Raw genomic sequence first — 15,816 nt, forward strand, 5'->3', positions numbered from 1 at the left:
TTGATGTCCGCGCTTTTCTCTTCCGCTTGCCCAATAAATACGCGGGACAGATGGCGCGAAGGTTAGGAAAGGCGGTTACCCAGCTGTTAAGCGTGGTGCAGAAAAAGGGAGCGCGGTTCCATCGGCCGGATATTGTTCCTGCACCGGAAAAGCCAGGAGGAGTGCGAGGTGCGTCGCCGCCGATCGGCTAACGGCCGCTTGCTGGGCGCGGCTTGTTGCGCAGGCGGCCGACCACGCCGGTCGGGAAGAAATAGACGCTGGCGATGAACAACAGGCCAAGCCACAGCAGCCAGCGGTCGGGATGCAGCAGGCCCGGCAACAGCGGCACCCCGGCCTCCGCCGCGGCGGCCGACGCCGCGCCCATCAACGCTTGCAGATAGTTCTCTGCGAGGAGAAAGATCGCAGCGCCGATGATGGCGCCATAGATCGTGCCCATGCCGCCGATCACGACCATCAGGAGAATGTCGAGCATGATCGAGAAGCTGAGCGAGGTGTCTGGCCCGGCATAGCGCAGCCACAGCGCGTTCAGCATGCCGGCGAGTGCTGCGATGACAGCCGCAATGCAGTTGGCATAGGTGAGATGGAAAACGGTGCGGTAGCCCAGCGCCTCGGCGCGAAAGCGGTTCTCGCGGATCGCCTGCAGCACGCGGCCGAACGGCGAATTGACCACGCGCAAGAGGGCCAGGATCATCAGCGCGCTAGCCGCGAAGACGATGTAATAGGTAAGGATCCGGCCGTTGATGGCGATCCCGAACCAGTCCTTCGGAACGAACACCGTGCCGGGGCGCAACAGCTCGGGCAGTTGGAAGCTACGGCCGTCCTCGCCGCCGGTGAGCCACGACAGCTGCGAGGCCAGCACCAGGAAGGCAGAGGCGACCGCGAGCGTGATCATGGCGAAGAAGATCGCCTCGACCCGCAGCGAGAACAGGCCAATCGCGAGCGCCAGCAGCAGTGCGAGCGGCAGGCCGGCTGCGACGCCGGCAGCAACCGCCGCCCAGTTCGGCCCGAGCGCATAGAGCGCGATCGCGATCGCATAGGAGCCGATGCCGTAGAACATCGTATGCGCGAACGACACCGAGCCGGTATAGCCGAGCAGGAGGTCGTAGGAGGCGACCAGGGCTGCGAAGATGCAGATCTTTGCCGCCACATTCATCGCCTTGGCGCCCGGAAAAATGAAGGGCGTCGCCAGCAGCGCCAGCATGATGATGACGAGCAGGGCGGACAGCACGCGGCTGCGCGGCGGATCGCCGGAAAGGATCATCATCGGCTGGTCACCGCATAGAGGCCGCGCGGCCGCCACATCAGGACGGAGACCATCAGCAGGATGTTGGAGACGAGTGCAAGCTTCGGCACCAGGAAGCCGCCGTAATTGGCGACCATGGCGACCAGGATCGCGCCGATGAAGCAGCCGGTAATCGAGCCGAGCCCGCCGATGATCACGACGATGAACACCAGCACGGTGAGCTCGTCGCCGATCGAGGCGTGGACCTGCTCGCGATAAAGTCCCCACATCACGCCGCCGAGACCGGCCAGCGCCGAGCCGGTCATGAAGACGCCGAGGAACAGGCGGCGGATGCGATAGCCCAGCGATTCCACCATCTCGCGGTTCTCGACGCCGGCGCGGATCAAAAGCCCGATCTTGGTGCGGTTGAGCACCAGCTCGATCGCGACGAAGATCACTAGCCCGACCAGCATCGCCAGCAGGCGATATTTGGCGATGGCGATGTCGCCGATGATGAAGGAGCCGCGCAGGCTCGCCGGCAGCGGCATCGGAATGATCTGCGGCCCGAACAGCGCGTACAGCGTCTGCTCGGCGACGATCAGCCCGCCTGTCGTCATCAGGATCTGCTTCAGATGCTGGCCATAGACCGGCAGCACCAGCACGCGCTCGACCACAAGTCCGAGCGCGGCGGTCACCGCCATTGCCAGCAACGCGGCCGGCACCAGCACGACGAGGTTGGTCAGCAGCGAGTCGGCCTGGGCAAAGCTTGCGAGCGGCAGCAGCACCAGCGTCGCGATGTAGGCACCGACCGCGATGAAGGCGCCGTGGCCGAAATTGAGCACGTCCATCAGGCCGAATACGAGCGTGAGGCCGGAGGCCATGATGAAGATCATCATGCCCATCGCGAGACTCGCGACCGTCAAGGTCGCCCAGGAGCTGACCGAGCCGATCAGGGGGATCATCACCAGCGCGAGCGCGATCGGCAGCAGCACGGGCGCGATGTCCCGCTTCGGTTTCGGTAAAGTGTCGGTTGCAGCGATCTCGGTCATTGATGCGCCTCCAGGCTGAGGCCGAGGAGATGTTCCTGCAGCGGCACGTCGGCGGCAAGCGCCGCCATCTCGCCGCGATGCACGATGGTGCCGTTATCCATCACCAGCACCTGGTCGCCGAGCTCGCGCGCGGCATGGAAATTCTGCTCGACCAGGAGAATGGTGGCGCCGCGGCGCTTGATCTCCTTCAGGCATTCGATCAATGCCATGACGATGGCAGGCGCCAGACCCTTGGTCGGCTCGTCGATCAGCAGCAGCTTGCGCGGCTCGACGATGGCGCGGGCGATCGAGAGCATCTGCTTCTGTCCGCCGGAGAGCGAGCCCGCGCGCGACAGCCAGAATTTCTTCAGCGCCGGGAAGAAGCCGAAGATCCAGGCCAGCTGGGCATCGTCGAGCGGACCGTTGCTTGCGGCAAGAATCAGGTTCTCCTTGACCGTCAGGTCGGAGAACACGGCCATGCTCTCCGGTACGTAGCCGACGCCGGCGCGCGCGATGTCGGGGGTGGCAAGCTGCTCGATGCGTGCGCCGGCCAGCGTGATGGTGCCGCTCCGCGCCTGCCACAGGCCCATGATGGTGCGGAGTGTGGTGGTCTTGCCGGCGCCGTTGCGTCCGAGCAGCATCGTGGTCTGCCCTTCAGGAATGTCGAACGCGACGCCCTGCAGGATATGATAGCGGCCGACATAGGTGTGGACGCCGGAGAGGGTGAGGAGCGCGCTCATGCCGCGCTCCGCCCGGGCGTAATGCCGAGATAGGCTTCCTGCACGATCGGCGAGGCGATCACCTCGGCCGGCTTCCCATCCGCGACGAGGCGGCCGTTATGCAGCACGATGATGCGGTCGGCGAGCGAGCGCACCACGTCCATCTTGTGCTCGACCAGGAGGATGATTTTGCTGGTGTCCTGCTTGAGCTTTGCGATCAGGTCGAGCACGACGGGGACCTCGTCGATGCTCATGCCGGCGGTCGGCTCGTCGAACATGAAGACCTTGGGCTCCAGGGCCATCATCAATGCCACCTCGAGCTTGCGCTGGTCGCCATGGGAGAGCGCGGTCGCCGCGACCTGGCGTCGATTGCCGAGTGCGACCTGGTCGAGGATCGCGTCAGCGCGCGCGATCAGATCACGGCGCGCCATCCAGGGCCGGAGCAGGTCGTAATGCACGCCGCGCTCGGCCTGCACGGCAAGGCGGACATTCTCTTCCACGCTCAAATTCGGAAACAGATTGGTGAGCTGGAAGGCGCGGCCCAGCCCGGCGCGGGTGCGCAGCGGCGCCGAGTGGCCGGTGATGTCGGTGCCGTCGAACAGGATGCTGCCCGACGTCGCGCGAAGCTGGCCTGAGATCAGGTTGAAATAGGTGGTCTTACCGGCGCCATTCGGACCGACGATCGCGGTCAGCTCGCCCGGGCGGAAGCTGCAGCTGACGCCGTTGACCGCGACATGGCCGCCGAAGCGGATGGTGAGATCTCTGGTTTCGAGCGTGAGGGCCATGTGGCAGCCCCAGTATGAATTTGTTGCCATTCTCCGCTCCCCGCAAATCGCTGGGGTGCGGCTGTTTCCTTGTAGCCGTTCTTCGAGACGCCCGCCTTCGGCGGGCTCCTCAGGACGAGGCCGTGTCTCGCGGCGAAGTCCCTAGAGCCTCGTGGTGAGGGCGCGGCGTAGCCGCGCGTCTCGAACCATGAGGCCCCGATTTATCGGTGATCAAGATGCCGCGGACTTGCCGCAGCGGCCGGACATCACCGCTTGTTGCGGATCGGGATCTGCATGTCCTCGATCTTGATCTCACGCACCGGCTCGTTGACGGCCCAGGCGAGGTTCGGATCGACCTTGACGCGGAAGTGATACATGCTCTGCAGCGCCTGGTGATCCTCTTTCCGGAAGATCATCTTGCCCTTCGGCGTATCGAACTCCATGCCTTCCATCGCCGCGATCAGCTTCTCGGTGTCGGTCGATTTCGCCTTGGTCACCGCGGTGACCACCGCCATCGCCGCGGAGAAGCCGCCGGCCGTGAAGAAGTCAGGCGGCGCGTTGAAGCGCTTCTGGTGCTCGGACACCAGCCAGTCATTCACCGGGTTCTTCGGAATGTCATAGTAATAGTAGGTGGCTCCCTCCATGCCGGGCAGCCGCTTATAGGCGGCCAGCGCGGGCAGGATGTTGCCGCCGGTGGACAGCTCGATGCCGTAGCGCTTCGGGTCCATATCCTGCAGCTTGGTCAGCGGATCGCCGGCTCCGGCCCAGATCACCCAGATGATCTTCTTGCCCGGCTTGTCCTTCAGCGCATCGAACAGGCGCTGGCCGACGGCGGTGAAGTCGGTGGTCGTGGTCGGCACATATTCTTCAGCCCCCAGGGTCGCGCCGGTTTTCGCCAGCGCTTCCTTGAACGCGGCGACGCCGTCGCGGCCAAAGGCGTAATCCTGCGCCAAGGTCGCCACCGTCACGCCCGGCTTGCCGATCGCGACCGCATTCGAGATCGCATCCTGCGAGGAGTTGCGGCCGGTACGGAAAATATAGCGGTTCCACTTCTCGCCGGTGATCTGGTCGGCGACCGCCGGCTCGACGATCAGGATCTTCTTGTTCTCCTCGGCCACCGGCAGGTCGGCGAGCGCCGCAGCCGACGACGTGGTGCCGATGGCAATGTCAGCGCCGTCGTCCTGATAGGCTTCGGCGAGCGCCGCCTTGGACAGGTCCGGCTTGCCCTGGTCGTCCTTGGTGATGATGACAATCTTGCGACCGTCGACCGTCATGCTGCCCTTGGTGGCGTACTCGAACCCCATGCGCAAGCCGGTCTCGGTCTGCTTGGCATAAGCTTCCAGCGGTCCAGTCTTACCGTAGATCAGCGCGACCTTGAGGTCGTCGGCCTGAGCCGATGCTGCGAGCAGCGAGACTGCGAGTCCCGAAACAATGACCTTAAGAAAATCAGACTTTCGCACGAGCTATCCTCCCACGCTTTTCGGGCGTTTATGGGGGAAACTGATAGTGTGGCGGCTTGGCCGAGGTCAAGGCGCTTTCCGCGCCACAAGCGCGCCCGGCTCTCATCCCTTCGGCTCGTGTTCCGGCGCTGACATCAGCATGAGAGTTCGTCGCAAGATGATACGAAGGTGAGCGCAGGCGGCTAACGCCGATAGCGGTTGGCGCGAATATGAACCGGCCGGTTTTCCTGCACCGGGCGGCTGGCCAGGCTGACGCGCGCCTCGCTCGCAAGCGGGATCGCCGGCTTCAGCTCCTCGAGGAAGATCGGCCGCGAGAAATAATAGCCCTGGGCGTAGCGGATGCGGGTGGCGGCCTGCAAATAAGCTAGTTCCTCGAACGATTCGATGCCTTCCGCGATCACGGTCATGCCGAGCGCTTCGCTCAAGGATTCGATCGCGCGGAGGATGCCCTGGCTGCGCGGTCGCTTGTGAATGTCCGTAATGAAGGAGCGATCGATCTTGATCTCGTCGGCGGTGATGTCGGCAAGCGCTGATAGCGACGAATAGCCGATGCCGAAATCGTCGATCGAGATGCCGACCCCGATCTCGCGCAGCATCGGCAGGATCTGATCCTGGAAATGGCTGCGGGCGACGAAGGCGTCTTCGGTGACCTCGATCATGAAGCGCCGGGGGAAGCCGGTCGCCTCGATGGCGCGGACGAAGGGCCGCATGAAATCGACATTGGCGGCCTGCTTGGCCGCGACATTGATGCTGATGGTTGCCTGTGGACCGAATGCTTCGTTGATCAGGTCGATAGATTTGACGATCTCGGCCAGCACCAGATGCGTCAACTCGTCGATCAGCCCGAGTTCGACAGCCAGGTTGACGAAGTCGCCGGGCGCCTGGATCACGCCCTCATTGTCGCGCAGCCGCACCAGCGCCTCGATGCCCTTGATCTCCTCGGTGCGGATGTCGACCTTGGCCTGGAAGGCGCAGCAGAACCGCTTTTCGAGGATGGCGAGCCGCAAGGATTGCTCGACCTTCATGCGCGCGAGCGCCTCGTGCTCCATGCCGCTGTTGAAGAACGCCAGCGCGCCCTTGCCGGCGTTCTTCACCCGGTACATCGCGAGGTCGGCGTTCTGGCGCAGCACCTCGTAGCTCGCGCCGTGCTCGGGATAAAGGCTGACGCCGATCGAGGCCGAGGCGAAAACCTCGGCGCTGTCGATGAAGAACGGCGCGCTGAGCCGATGCAGCGTGGCCTGCAGGAATTCGGCGACCTCCTCGGCACGTTCGATCGGATGCAGCAACAGAAGAAACTCATCGCCGCTGATCCGCGACAACAAGTCGCTCTCGCGCAGGTCGCGACCGATCCGTTTGGCAAGCTCGATGAGCAGCGCATCGCCCGTGGCGTGGCCGTAATAGTCGTTGATGTATTTGAAATTGTCGAGGTCGAGAAACGCCAGCGCGAACCGGCCTGCGGCACCGCCCAATCTGACCAGATTGGTGGCGCGATGCTCGATCACGCGCCGCATCGGCAATCCTGTCAGCTCGTCGTAATAGGCCGAGCGGAATAGCTGGTCTTCAAAATCCTTCTGCGCGCTGATGTCGGCGGAGCTCGAGAGCAGCAGGTCGCGCTCGCCGATCCGCACTGGACGGTGCGCCGTCAACAGCGTCTGTCGGCCGCGCTCGGTCGCAACCGGTTCTTCGGTTACCACGGCCTTGCCCGATCTTAAGATTTCGCGGCAGGTCGCCTCGCGCTGCCCGATCTGGCGCGCCGCCGCCGCGGCTGAGTCTTCCGCAGTCAGGCCAAGCTGCGCGGCTGCGGCGTCGTTCACCAGCACGAAGCGGCCATGCTCATCCTGAACGGTGACGCCGGTCGGAAGCATGGTCAGAACGCCGCGCAGCAGGCTCAGCTCGGCCTCGGCCGTGACTGTGCTCTCAGCTGCACCGGAAAAAGAGTTGAAACGATCGCTGCCGTACATGCGCCGATTGTGCGCAGTTCCCGCTTCATTTTAGTTAAGAGCTACGTAGAAACACGGAAACGATTGGGCGGGGTACACCGATTGGCGACGGATGCGGGTGCGTCATCGTTAATGGAGCGTCAATACGACTGCAGAATGCATACGGCGACATCAGCTCGGCGGGACACGACACTGCATGGTGCAGTGAATGCCGGTCCTGAGAAAGGTGGTTTCGGTCGATCCGTCGAATGCCGACAGCGCCGCCTTCAAAAGCTTGGTCCCGAAGCCGGGCTTTCCGACGTGTTCGATCGGTGGCCCTTCGGTCTCGTCCCAGGTGAGACTGAGGCGCTCATTCTGCGTCGTCCAGGTCACCTGCAGCAAGCCGCATGGCGATGCGAACGCGCCATATTTCGCGGCGTTGGTGGCGAGCTCATGGATGATGAGGGCAAGGCTGACGGCGAGCTTGGCAGGCAGGAACAACGCTCCGCCATTGAGCACGAAGCGCACGTGTCCATAGGGGCCGAGTTCGGAGACCAAGAGGTCCTTCAGGTCGCAGCCGCGACCGTCGACCTTGGCGATCAGGTCATCGGCGACAGCGAGCGCCCGAATGCGGTGATCGATCGTCGCCCACACCTCCGGCTGCTCATGCAGCACCTGGTGCAGAACGGCGTGAATGGTCGAGGTCTTGTTCTTCAGCCGGTGCTGCAGCTCGTCGACGACAAGCTTCCGATATCGCTCCTCCTCGATCAGGCGCTTGGCGATCTCGCGCTGCTTGGCCGCGATCGTGCGATAGTGGTCGATGCCCCAGATCACCAGGCCGCAGGCAACCACATAGAGCGCCAACAACACGAGTTTCGCGATATCGGATGGGCCGGCACCGAATTCGAGCAGCATGCCGAGTGCGCCGCCTGCGATCGTGGTTGCAATTCCGTAGCGCGGGCCGCCGAACGCGGCGGCGACGACCACTGCAGGAAAATAGGGCGTGAAGAAGATGTCGGGGCGGATGTGGGACAAGCCCCAGCGCAGCAGCGTCGCCACAAAAAGGCAGACCGTGGCGAAACTCGCACTCATGGCCGGCGACGGCTGCAGCTCGCCCCGCCAAGTGAGCCGGAACTCGTCGACGAATCGCCTCATCGCATCCATCAGCCTGAGCCCCGCATCCAAATTAAGGCGGAAAGGGCAGAACTACGACAGTATCGTGGATAGGCCTCCCGTTCATCTTGTCATGCGCTACACTGCGGCATGGTTCCAACGCGGAACCGGGGTCGTGCGCTGATCACGATGCCATGAATATGATGCAACGAATAACAAGGGAGCAGGACATGGGACGACTCGACGGCAAGGTTGCGGTGATCACCGGAGCGACCAGCGGCATCGGCTTGCGCACAGCGGAAGTCTTCGTGGCCGAGGGCGCCAAGGTCGTCGTGGCCGGACGCCGCGTGGCCGAGGGCGAAGCGCTGGCGAAGAGGTTGGGCGCGAATTGTCTCTTCCGCCAGACCGACGTCGCCGTTGACGACGAGGTCCGCGGATTGATCGATCTCGCGGTCGAAAGATTCGGCAGGCTGGACTGCCTATTCAACAATGCCGGAGGTCCGGCGCAGACCGGCGGCATCGAAGGGCTGGATTCCAGCCGGTTCGATGCCGCCATGGCGGTGCTGTTGCGCGGCGTGATGCTTGGGATGAAGTATGCTGCACCTCATATGAAGAAGCAGGGCTCCGGCAGCATCATCAACAATGGCAGCATTGCCGGCCGGCTTGCCGGCTTTTCGACCTCGCTGGTCTACGGCACGGCGAAGGCCGCCGTCATTCATCTGACCAAGTGCGTGGCGATGGAGCTCGGCGAGTCCGGCATCCGCGTCAACTCGATCTCGCCGGGCTTGATCGCGACCGGCATCTTCGGCAAGGCCTTGGGCCTGTCGACGGCGGCCGCCGAAAAAACGCCGGAGACGATCCGCAACGCCTATGCGACTGCGCAGCCGATCCCGCGCGCCGGCTCGCCCGATGACATCGCCTACGCCGCGGTGTTTCTCGCCAGCGACGAGTCGAGCTTCATCAACGGCCACGATCTCGTCATCGACGGCGCCATCACCGGTGGCCGCAACTGGAGCCAGCAGCAGCAAGGCTATGAGACGATGCGCAAGCTCCTGGGGCAGGCGGTGGAGTGATAGCGCGCGCTTGCCTGACGCGCGATGCGCAGACGGACCAACGTGCAAGGCTCATAGTGCCTTCAGCGTCACCTTGAGTCCGTCGCGCGGTTTCGGGATCGGCCAGACCTGCCAGCTCGGCCGATAGCCGGATCCGAACGAGACCTCGACGTTTGCGAGAAAATGCCGCGCAAAGCATTTCGCCTGCATGTAGGCGAAGTGCAGGCCGAGGCACATATGCGCGCCGCCGCCGAACGGCACCCAGGCGAAGCGGTGGCGGCTGCGCTGCGCTTCGTCGGTGAAGCGCAGGGGATCGAAGCGGTCCGGCTCGGGCCAGACGTCCTTCATGTGGTGGGTGAACATCGGATTGACGCCGACCCCGGTGCCGGCCGGAATCGCATAGCCTTTGAACGTGAAGTCCCTGATAGCACGCCGCGGCAGCGACGGCACCGGCGGCATCAGGCGCAAGGTTTCCTGGAACGCCATTTCCGTCAGCTTCATCTTCTCGAGGTGGCTCGTATCCATCGGCTCGCCCGGAGCAAGGCCGAGGTTCAAGACCTCCGCGCGCAACTTCTGCTGCCAGTCCGGATTCGCGGCCAGCTGCGCGACAAAGGACGTGAAGGATGAGGTCAGCGTGTCGTGTGCGGCCATCATCAGGAAGCTCATGTGATCGACGATGGCCTGCGTCGACAGCAGCGCACCATCATCGTCGGTGGCGCGGCAGAGCTGCGAGAACAGGTCCTCGCCATCCCCCTTGGCGCGGCGGAGCGGCACCTGCTCGGAGAAATAGGCCACGACTCGCTTGCGTCCCCTGACGCCGCGCGCCATCTGCGTGCCCGGCAGCGGCCTGCGGATCGGGGTGACCGCGGCGGCCACCATGTCGATGAAGGCACGGTTGATGGTCTCGACCTCGGGCCCGAGCTCGGTGCCGAGAAAGGCGGTGGCCGCAAGATCGAGCGTCAGCTGCTTGATCGCGGGATAGAACAGCATCTCGCCGGGCTTTGCCTTCCACTGTGCAACGCGCGCCGCGATGCCGCGGTCGAGTCCGGCGAGATAGGATTTCATCGGTCCGGCCTTGAACGCGACCGACAGCGCTTTGCGGTGCAGCCGGTGCTCGTCGAAATCCATCAGCATCAGCCCGCGCGGAAACAAGAGCCCGAGCACCGGCTCCCAGCCATGCGCCGACGAGAACAGCCTCGCTTGGTCGAACAGCACCAGCTCGTTCGCTTCCGGCCCGAGCAGCACGATGGTGGTCTCGCCCAGCACGTGGCTGCGATAGACCAGCCCGTATTTTGCAGCATTGGCTTCGACATGGCCCTTCGGGTCGGCCAGGATCTGCAGCGTCTTGCCGATGATCGGCCAGCCCTCGTCGCCGGGAATATGGGTGAGCGAATTCCGCCTGGGCGCGGTCAGCTTCAGCGCGGGAGAGGCGACATTCTGCATCGACATACGGGGGCTCCATTGGTCGGGACGGGGCGGGATGTCGTGGCGTCCATTGAACCGCGGGGGTCCACGGCTGCAATCTTCTCTGCAGCTCATTGTCACCACAAGCCTGCTGCAACTCAAGCCTTCGCGATCCCGCGGCGCGATACGCGTCCGAGCCTTGCCAGAAGAGCTGCCCTCTCACGCAGAGGGCACGGGGAATGCCGGGCGCTGGCCGCACCCATGGCCCGCCTGCGGCAAAAAAATGCAGGCGGCAGGTACCACGGGCTCAGCCGGGACACCCGGCATTCCCCGCGCAATGGTTTTAACGGCTGCTTCGCGTTCTCCCCGGTGCGCCGGGCTTCTTGGCCACCGTTGCCCGCGCGACGCGTGAGCGTCATCGCAAGCGTGATACCAGCGTCGGGGTATCAGGACCGCGCGACTTGACCGTGCGCATCTCCGTCGTTCGTCGGCGTGAGGCAACCCACGCTGCAACATCGACGCGCCCACCGCATCCCGCCTCAACGTTCGTGACGACCGCGAAGCGCCCCTCATGCGAGACGGGACGGCGATAAGGAAAGCATGATTTCTGATAAACGAAACAAGAATATCTTTGCGAGAAGGGCTGGACAGGGGTGATGTGGTTAAAGCGTCGGGTGAAATGAGTGCTTTGGCGCAGGGCACTTTTGCGCCGATCTCAGAGTGGTCGGCGCGACCGCGCAAGGAGTTGCGCATTTGCGCGGGAGCAATTTGCCCGTCGGATCGGCTGCGCAGCTATCGAGTTCCGCTGCTGCTGGTCACGGACGCTGCTATATCGGCGATCGATCGAAACAGGATCAGCGGATCATCTTTCGATGCGATGAAGCCCCGCCGTCGCCAGAACGCAGCAGCTTCGGTGTCGACGGCATTGACGATCAGCGCGCGGCCGCCGATCAGGCCAGCGGCCGCGACACAGCGTTGCAGCGCGTGCTTGAGCAGGCCACTGCCAATGCCCTTGCCGCCCCAATTCCGATCGGTTGCGAGCTGGCCTAGCAACAGACAGGGAACGGGATCCGGCGGTTGGCCGGTCCGGATCGAGCGCGGCATCAGGGAGGGCACGATGGCCGTCGGAGCGAGGCCATAATAGCCGACCACGCGGAGCGCCTCGTGGACGACAAGGACTGCGGTAAATCCCTTTTGCTGGTTGGAAAGCGCCCGCGTCTGCAACCAACGATCAAGCGACGGCTTGCCGCAGGAAAAATGAGTCACATCGTGATCGGCAGTCAACGGCTCGGGGGTCGAGATTGCCACAGCTCAACCCTCGGCTCTCACCTCCGGGCCTTCGGCCTGACGCTCGGTTTGGCATCTTCCCAGGGGGCTGTGCGACGAAACAGCTCGACGATCTCGGGCACGGGAGTCGCCGGCCCAGACAGGGCCGCCATGAAAGCCTTGAAGCCGGCGGGACTCATGCGAATGGGCGCGGTTTCCATCAGCACGTCCTCCGCTGCGCGTACTGCCGCATCGCGCACGAAGTCAGTTCGCGAGCGTCCACGCAAGGACGCGGCGCGATCGATCATGGCGATGTCGGCTTCCGGCAGCCGCATCGATAACGGATGCTCTTTGCGCTTGATCGCTCGGGGCATGACTAACTCCTCGGAGGTACTATAACGGTCTGTAGTGCGTTTTGCAATACGGGATGTTCTTTCGTCGACAGTGTGCTGACAGGACTTGGTGGAGCGCGCGATGTCGCGGCTGGCGATCCGTCTTGCTGATTTCGGTTGTTTTCGGACGGGTTGGATGCGGGGTCAGCCCGGCCATGATGAGGAGGAAACGTTCGCCACCGTCTAACCGCAATATGCGTTGTCTGGGGAGGAGGCAAACTCACCGGCAGTCATCGTGTGGTACCCCCACCGCCGACCCGTCACCGCTGCCGACAATCGCTTACGCGATTGCGGCGGGGGGAGGGGAGAATGGACAGCGCGCACGCCTTACGTCGCACGCCCAGCATCTTCACACCTTCCGCTTCGCCGCCTCCTGCAAATCCGGCGCATTCACTGCGGGGATTGCGACTCGGCCGGGCCCGGTCTGCGCCAGCGCCGCGGCGGCTTTCTCGTTGTCCATGATCTTGGCCATCACGGCCTGTCCTGCGCGCTCGAAAATCTCGCGGTTCTCGATCACGAATTTCTGTGACCGGCGCAGGCCGTCGATGTAGCCGTTGATCTCCGGCACCACGTAGCGTGCCACCATGTCCCAGCTGCGGCGGGTGTTCTCCGGGTTGGCCCAATCGTGCACGAAGCCGATGATGTGGCCGACGCCGCCGGAGACCTGCATCAGGGTCTTGATGGTCTTGACGAGATCGTCGGGCGTGCCGATCGTCGACGCCGCGCCCTCCACGAACGCGGTCTTGTCGACGGCCTCGTCGGGCGATGAGAACGGCTTCAGGCCCGGTCGCATCAGGGTGCCGACGATATACTCGTTGTGCCAGCGCATCAGGCCGGCGCCGGCCTCGTGGCGCGCCTGTTCGCGCGTCTCGGCGATGTGCCAGGACAACAGCACGCGCCAATCGGCGCGGCTCACCGTCGTGCCGTGCTTCTTCGCGGCATCCTCGGCGAATTGCCATTGCTGCGGCAGCGCCATCAAGCCTTGCGTCGACATCGAGCCGAGCGAGATGATGCCGATGCCGTATTTGCCGGCGAGCGTCATGCCGGAGGGCGAGATCTGCGACGCCACCACGAACGGCATCTCCTCCTGCAGCGGCAGGATCTGCAGTGCCGCATCGTTCATGGTGAACCAGTCGCTCTTGGCGGTGACGCGTTCGCCTCTGAACAGGCGTCGGATGATGCCGATCGCCTCGTCCTGGCGGTCGCGCTGCGTCATCGGGTCGATGCCGAGCGTGTGCGCGTCGGAGGCCAGCGCGCCAGGTCCGGAGCCGAAAATGGCGCGCCCGCCGGTCATGTGGTCGAGCTGCACCATGCGCTGGGCGACATTGAACGGATGATGGTAAGGCAACGAGATCACGCCGGTGCCAAGCCTGATGCGCTTGGTGCGCTCGCCCGCCGCCGCCAGGAACATCTCGGGCGAGGCGATCGTCTCCCAGCCCGACGAGTGATGCTCGCCGCACCAGAATTCGTCATAGCCGAGCGCGTCGAGCTGGGCGACGAGATCAAGATCGCGGCGAAATTGCAGCATCGGGTGCTCGCCGATCGGATGATGCGGGGCGAGGAATGCTCCAAACTTGAGACGCGCCATGATGTTTTCTCCCAAACGGAATTTGTCGTTGTCGACCGAAGAGGCTATGTGGTGCACCCGCGTTGAGCAATTGCTCCTTGTGCAAGGCGGGCTGCCGCCGACGCGCGGATCGCGCGAGTGCCGGCTTCGATCCGCAACCGAACTCGCCGCCGGACGCATTTTGAAACGTGAGGTGCGATTGCACCCTGGTGATGTCTTTCGAGCGACATCGTGGCGCGAAAGCGGCGGCGTGGGCCGATTGACCCGCTACCCGCCCGACCTGTAACGATGGCCGGTCCACAAAGTGGAAATCTCGTCCTGTTCGCCTGAGGCAAGCATGTATCTGAGGCCGTCCGACGCCAATGCGACGCTGCAATTGTCCAGCAAGCGCAAGCGCGATCTGCTCGATCACTATGAAAGCAACGTCGAGGAGCTCGACCGCTGGCGCGAATTCAACGCGGCCTATCACGCTGACGACTTGAAGTTCATGCAGTTCCTGATCCCGCCGGGCAAGCGGATCCTCGAGCTCGGTTGCGGCCGCGGCGATCTGCTCGCGGCGCTCAAGCCGTCGTATGGGGTCGGCATCGATTTCGGCGCGCAGACCATCGCCACCGCCAATTCGCGCTACCCGCATCTCGGTTTTGTGCTCGGCGACGTCGAGGATCCGGCGACGCTCGATACGATCGAAGGACCGTTCGACTACATCGTGATCGCCGACACCATCGGCATGTTCGAGGATATCGACGGCACGATGCGGCAGATCCAGAAGCTGTGTGCGCCGTCGACGCGGATCATCATCTCCTATTATTCCCATCTCTGGGAGCCGGTCCTCAGGGCCGCGGAGGCCGTCAATCTCAGGCGCAAGCAGCCCAAGATCAACTACATCGCGACCGCCGACTTTCTCAATCTGATGGATCTCGCCGATTACGAGGTCATTCGCCATGAGCAGCGGCAGTTGCTGCCGCAGCGCTGGCTGGGGCTCGGGCCGGTCATCAACAGCTATGTCGCGCCCTTGCCGGGAATTCGCGCCCTGTGCCTGCGGACCTATCTGGTGGTGCGGCCGGTGCGGCAATTCCCGGAGCGCAAGCTCTCCGCCAGCATCGTCATTCCCTGCCGCAACGAGCGCGGCAATATCGAGGATGCGATCCGGCGGATGCCGCGCTTCGGCGCGCATCAGGAGATCCTGTTCGTCGAAGGCAATTCCAGCGACGACACCTTTGCGGAGTGCGAGCGCGTCCGCGAGGCCTACAAGGATCAGTGGGACATCAAGGTCTTCAAGCAGGACGGCAAGGGCAAGGGCGACGCGGTGCGCAAGGGCTTTGCCGCGGCGAGCGGCGATGTGCTGATGATCCTGGACGCCGACCTCACCATGCCGCCGGAGACCTTGCCGAAGTATCACGCCATCATCGAGAGCGGGAAGGCGGAGTTCGTCAACGGCACACGGCTGGTCTATCCGATGGAAGACGAGGCGATGCGGCCGCTCAACTTCATCGCCAACCGCTGCTTCGCCTATCTGTTCAGCTTCCTGGTCAACACCCGTCTCACCGATACGCTGTGCGGCACCAAGGTTCTCTTGCGCAAGGACTACGAAGTGCTGGCGCGCGAGCGCAGCTATTTCGGCGATTTCGATCCGTTCGGCGATTTCGACCTGATCTTCGGTGCCGCAAAACAGAACCTGAAGATCATCGAGACCCCGATCCACTACAAGGCGCGCACCTTCGGCGAGACCCAGATCTCCCGCTTCCGCGACGGCTGGCTGCTCTTGAAGATGGTCTGGTTCGCCTATCGCAAGCTCAAGGCGATATGAACGAAGCGTGACCCATGATCGCGCATCACGCTGCAATCAGTGTGGCGTGATGCTCACGAGCGTAGCACTTGCGTTCACATATCGGTCAGCGACCCACGTCGCG

The 15,816-nt window shown here is 63.7% G+C and carries 12 protein-coding genes and 1 pseudogene; 2 read left to right on the forward strand and 11 right to left on the reverse strand.

What is annotated here, in order from left to right; all coding sequences use genetic code 11:
* Positions 1 to 187: 187 nt before the first annotated feature.
* The 7 genes and pseudogenes from BRAS3843_RS21275 to BRAS3843_RS21305 form a co-directional block, all read right to left on the reverse strand.
* Positions 188 to 1,264 carry a branched-chain amino acid ABC transporter permease gene (locus BRAS3843_RS21275; RefSeq protein ID WP_008971101.1) on the reverse strand — a complete coding sequence of 359 codons (1,077 nt, stop codon included), beginning with the start codon at positions 1,262 to 1,264 and terminating at the stop codon, positions 188 to 190.
* Positions 1,261 to 2,271, reverse strand: coding sequence for a branched-chain amino acid ABC transporter permease (locus BRAS3843_RS21280; protein WP_008971102.1), 1,011 nt, complete (start codon positions 2,269 to 2,271; stop codon positions 1,261 to 1,263). The genes BRAS3843_RS21275 and BRAS3843_RS21280 overlap by 4 nt, the downstream gene beginning before the upstream one ends.
* The gene (locus BRAS3843_RS21285) at positions 2,268 to 2,990 is read right to left on the reverse strand and encodes an ABC transporter ATP-binding protein (protein ID WP_008971103.1); all 723 of its coding nucleotides are present in this window, start codon (positions 2,988 to 2,990) and stop codon (positions 2,268 to 2,270) included. Before BRAS3843_RS21285 ends, BRAS3843_RS21280 begins: the two co-directional genes overlap by 4 nt.
* A 248-nt stretch (positions 2,991 to 3,238) precedes the next feature.
* A pseudogene (locus BRAS3843_RS42240) lies at positions 3,239 to 3,784 on the reverse strand (ATP-binding cassette domain-containing protein); the annotation flags it as partial.
* 215 nt (positions 3,785 to 3,999) lie between these two features.
* Positions 4,000 to 5,166, reverse strand: a complete 1,167-nt coding sequence (locus BRAS3843_RS21295; RefSeq protein ID WP_050886496.1) for a substrate-binding domain-containing protein — start codon at positions 5,164 to 5,166, stop codon at positions 4,000 to 4,002.
* A 209-nt stretch (positions 5,167 to 5,375) separates the two neighbouring features.
* On the reverse strand, positions 5,376 to 7,154 hold the full coding sequence (locus tag BRAS3843_RS21300; protein ID WP_008971106.1) for a GGDEF and EAL domain-containing protein: 1,779 nt from the start codon (positions 7,152 to 7,154) through the stop codon (positions 5,376 to 5,378).
* A gap of 150 nt (positions 7,155 to 7,304) precedes the next feature.
* Entirely contained in the window at positions 7,305 to 8,267 is a 963-nt protein-coding gene (locus BRAS3843_RS21305) for an HWE histidine kinase domain-containing protein (RefSeq protein WP_035982388.1), read from the reverse strand.
* 188 nt (positions 8,268 to 8,455) lie between these two features.
* On the opposite strand from BRAS3843_RS21305, the gene BRAS3843_RS21310 reads away from it, so the two are divergent.
* Entirely contained in the window at positions 8,456 to 9,298 is an 843-nt protein-coding gene (locus BRAS3843_RS21310; RefSeq protein WP_008971108.1) for a glucose 1-dehydrogenase, read from the forward strand.
* 51 nt (positions 9,299 to 9,349) lie between these two features.
* Here BRAS3843_RS21310 and BRAS3843_RS21315 read toward each other — a convergent pair whose 3' ends face one another.
* The 4 genes from BRAS3843_RS21315 to BRAS3843_RS21330 all read right to left on the reverse strand — a co-directional run bounded on the left by BRAS3843_RS21315 (position 9,350) and on the right by BRAS3843_RS21330 (position 13,927).
* Positions 9,350 to 10,726 (reverse strand): cytochrome P450, encoded by a 1,377-nt coding sequence (locus BRAS3843_RS21315; RefSeq protein WP_008971109.1) that lies wholly within the window; start codon positions 10,724 to 10,726, stop codon positions 9,350 to 9,352.
* Between the two features lie 747 nt (positions 10,727 to 11,473).
* Positions 11,474 to 11,989 (reverse strand): GNAT family N-acetyltransferase, encoded by a 516-nt coding sequence (locus BRAS3843_RS21320; protein ID WP_008971110.1) that lies wholly within the window; start codon positions 11,987 to 11,989, stop codon positions 11,474 to 11,476.
* A gap of 17 nt (positions 11,990 to 12,006) precedes the next feature.
* Positions 12,007 to 12,321: a DUF1778 domain-containing protein gene (locus BRAS3843_RS21325; RefSeq protein WP_008971111.1), complete on the reverse strand. Its 315-nt coding sequence runs from the start codon at positions 12,319 to 12,321 to the stop codon at positions 12,007 to 12,009.
* 367 nt (positions 12,322 to 12,688) lie between these two features.
* A complete protein-coding gene (locus BRAS3843_RS21330) occupies positions 12,689 to 13,927 on the reverse strand; it encodes an LLM class flavin-dependent oxidoreductase (RefSeq protein ID WP_008971112.1) in 1,239 nt (412 codons plus the stop codon).
* 316 nt (positions 13,928 to 14,243) lie between these two features.
* Here BRAS3843_RS21330 and BRAS3843_RS21335 point away from each other — a divergent pair, with 316 nt between their 5' ends.
* The gene (locus BRAS3843_RS21335) at positions 14,244 to 15,713 is read left to right on the forward strand and encodes a glycosyltransferase (protein WP_008971113.1); all 1,470 of its coding nucleotides are present in this window, start codon (positions 14,244 to 14,246) and stop codon (positions 15,711 to 15,713) included.
* Positions 15,714 to 15,816: the final 103 nt, after the last annotated feature.

It is taken from the genome of Bradyrhizobium sp. STM 3843 (assembly GCF_000239815.1).
Taxonomy (GTDB): Bacteria; Pseudomonadota; Alphaproteobacteria; order Rhizobiales; family Xanthobacteraceae; genus Bradyrhizobium.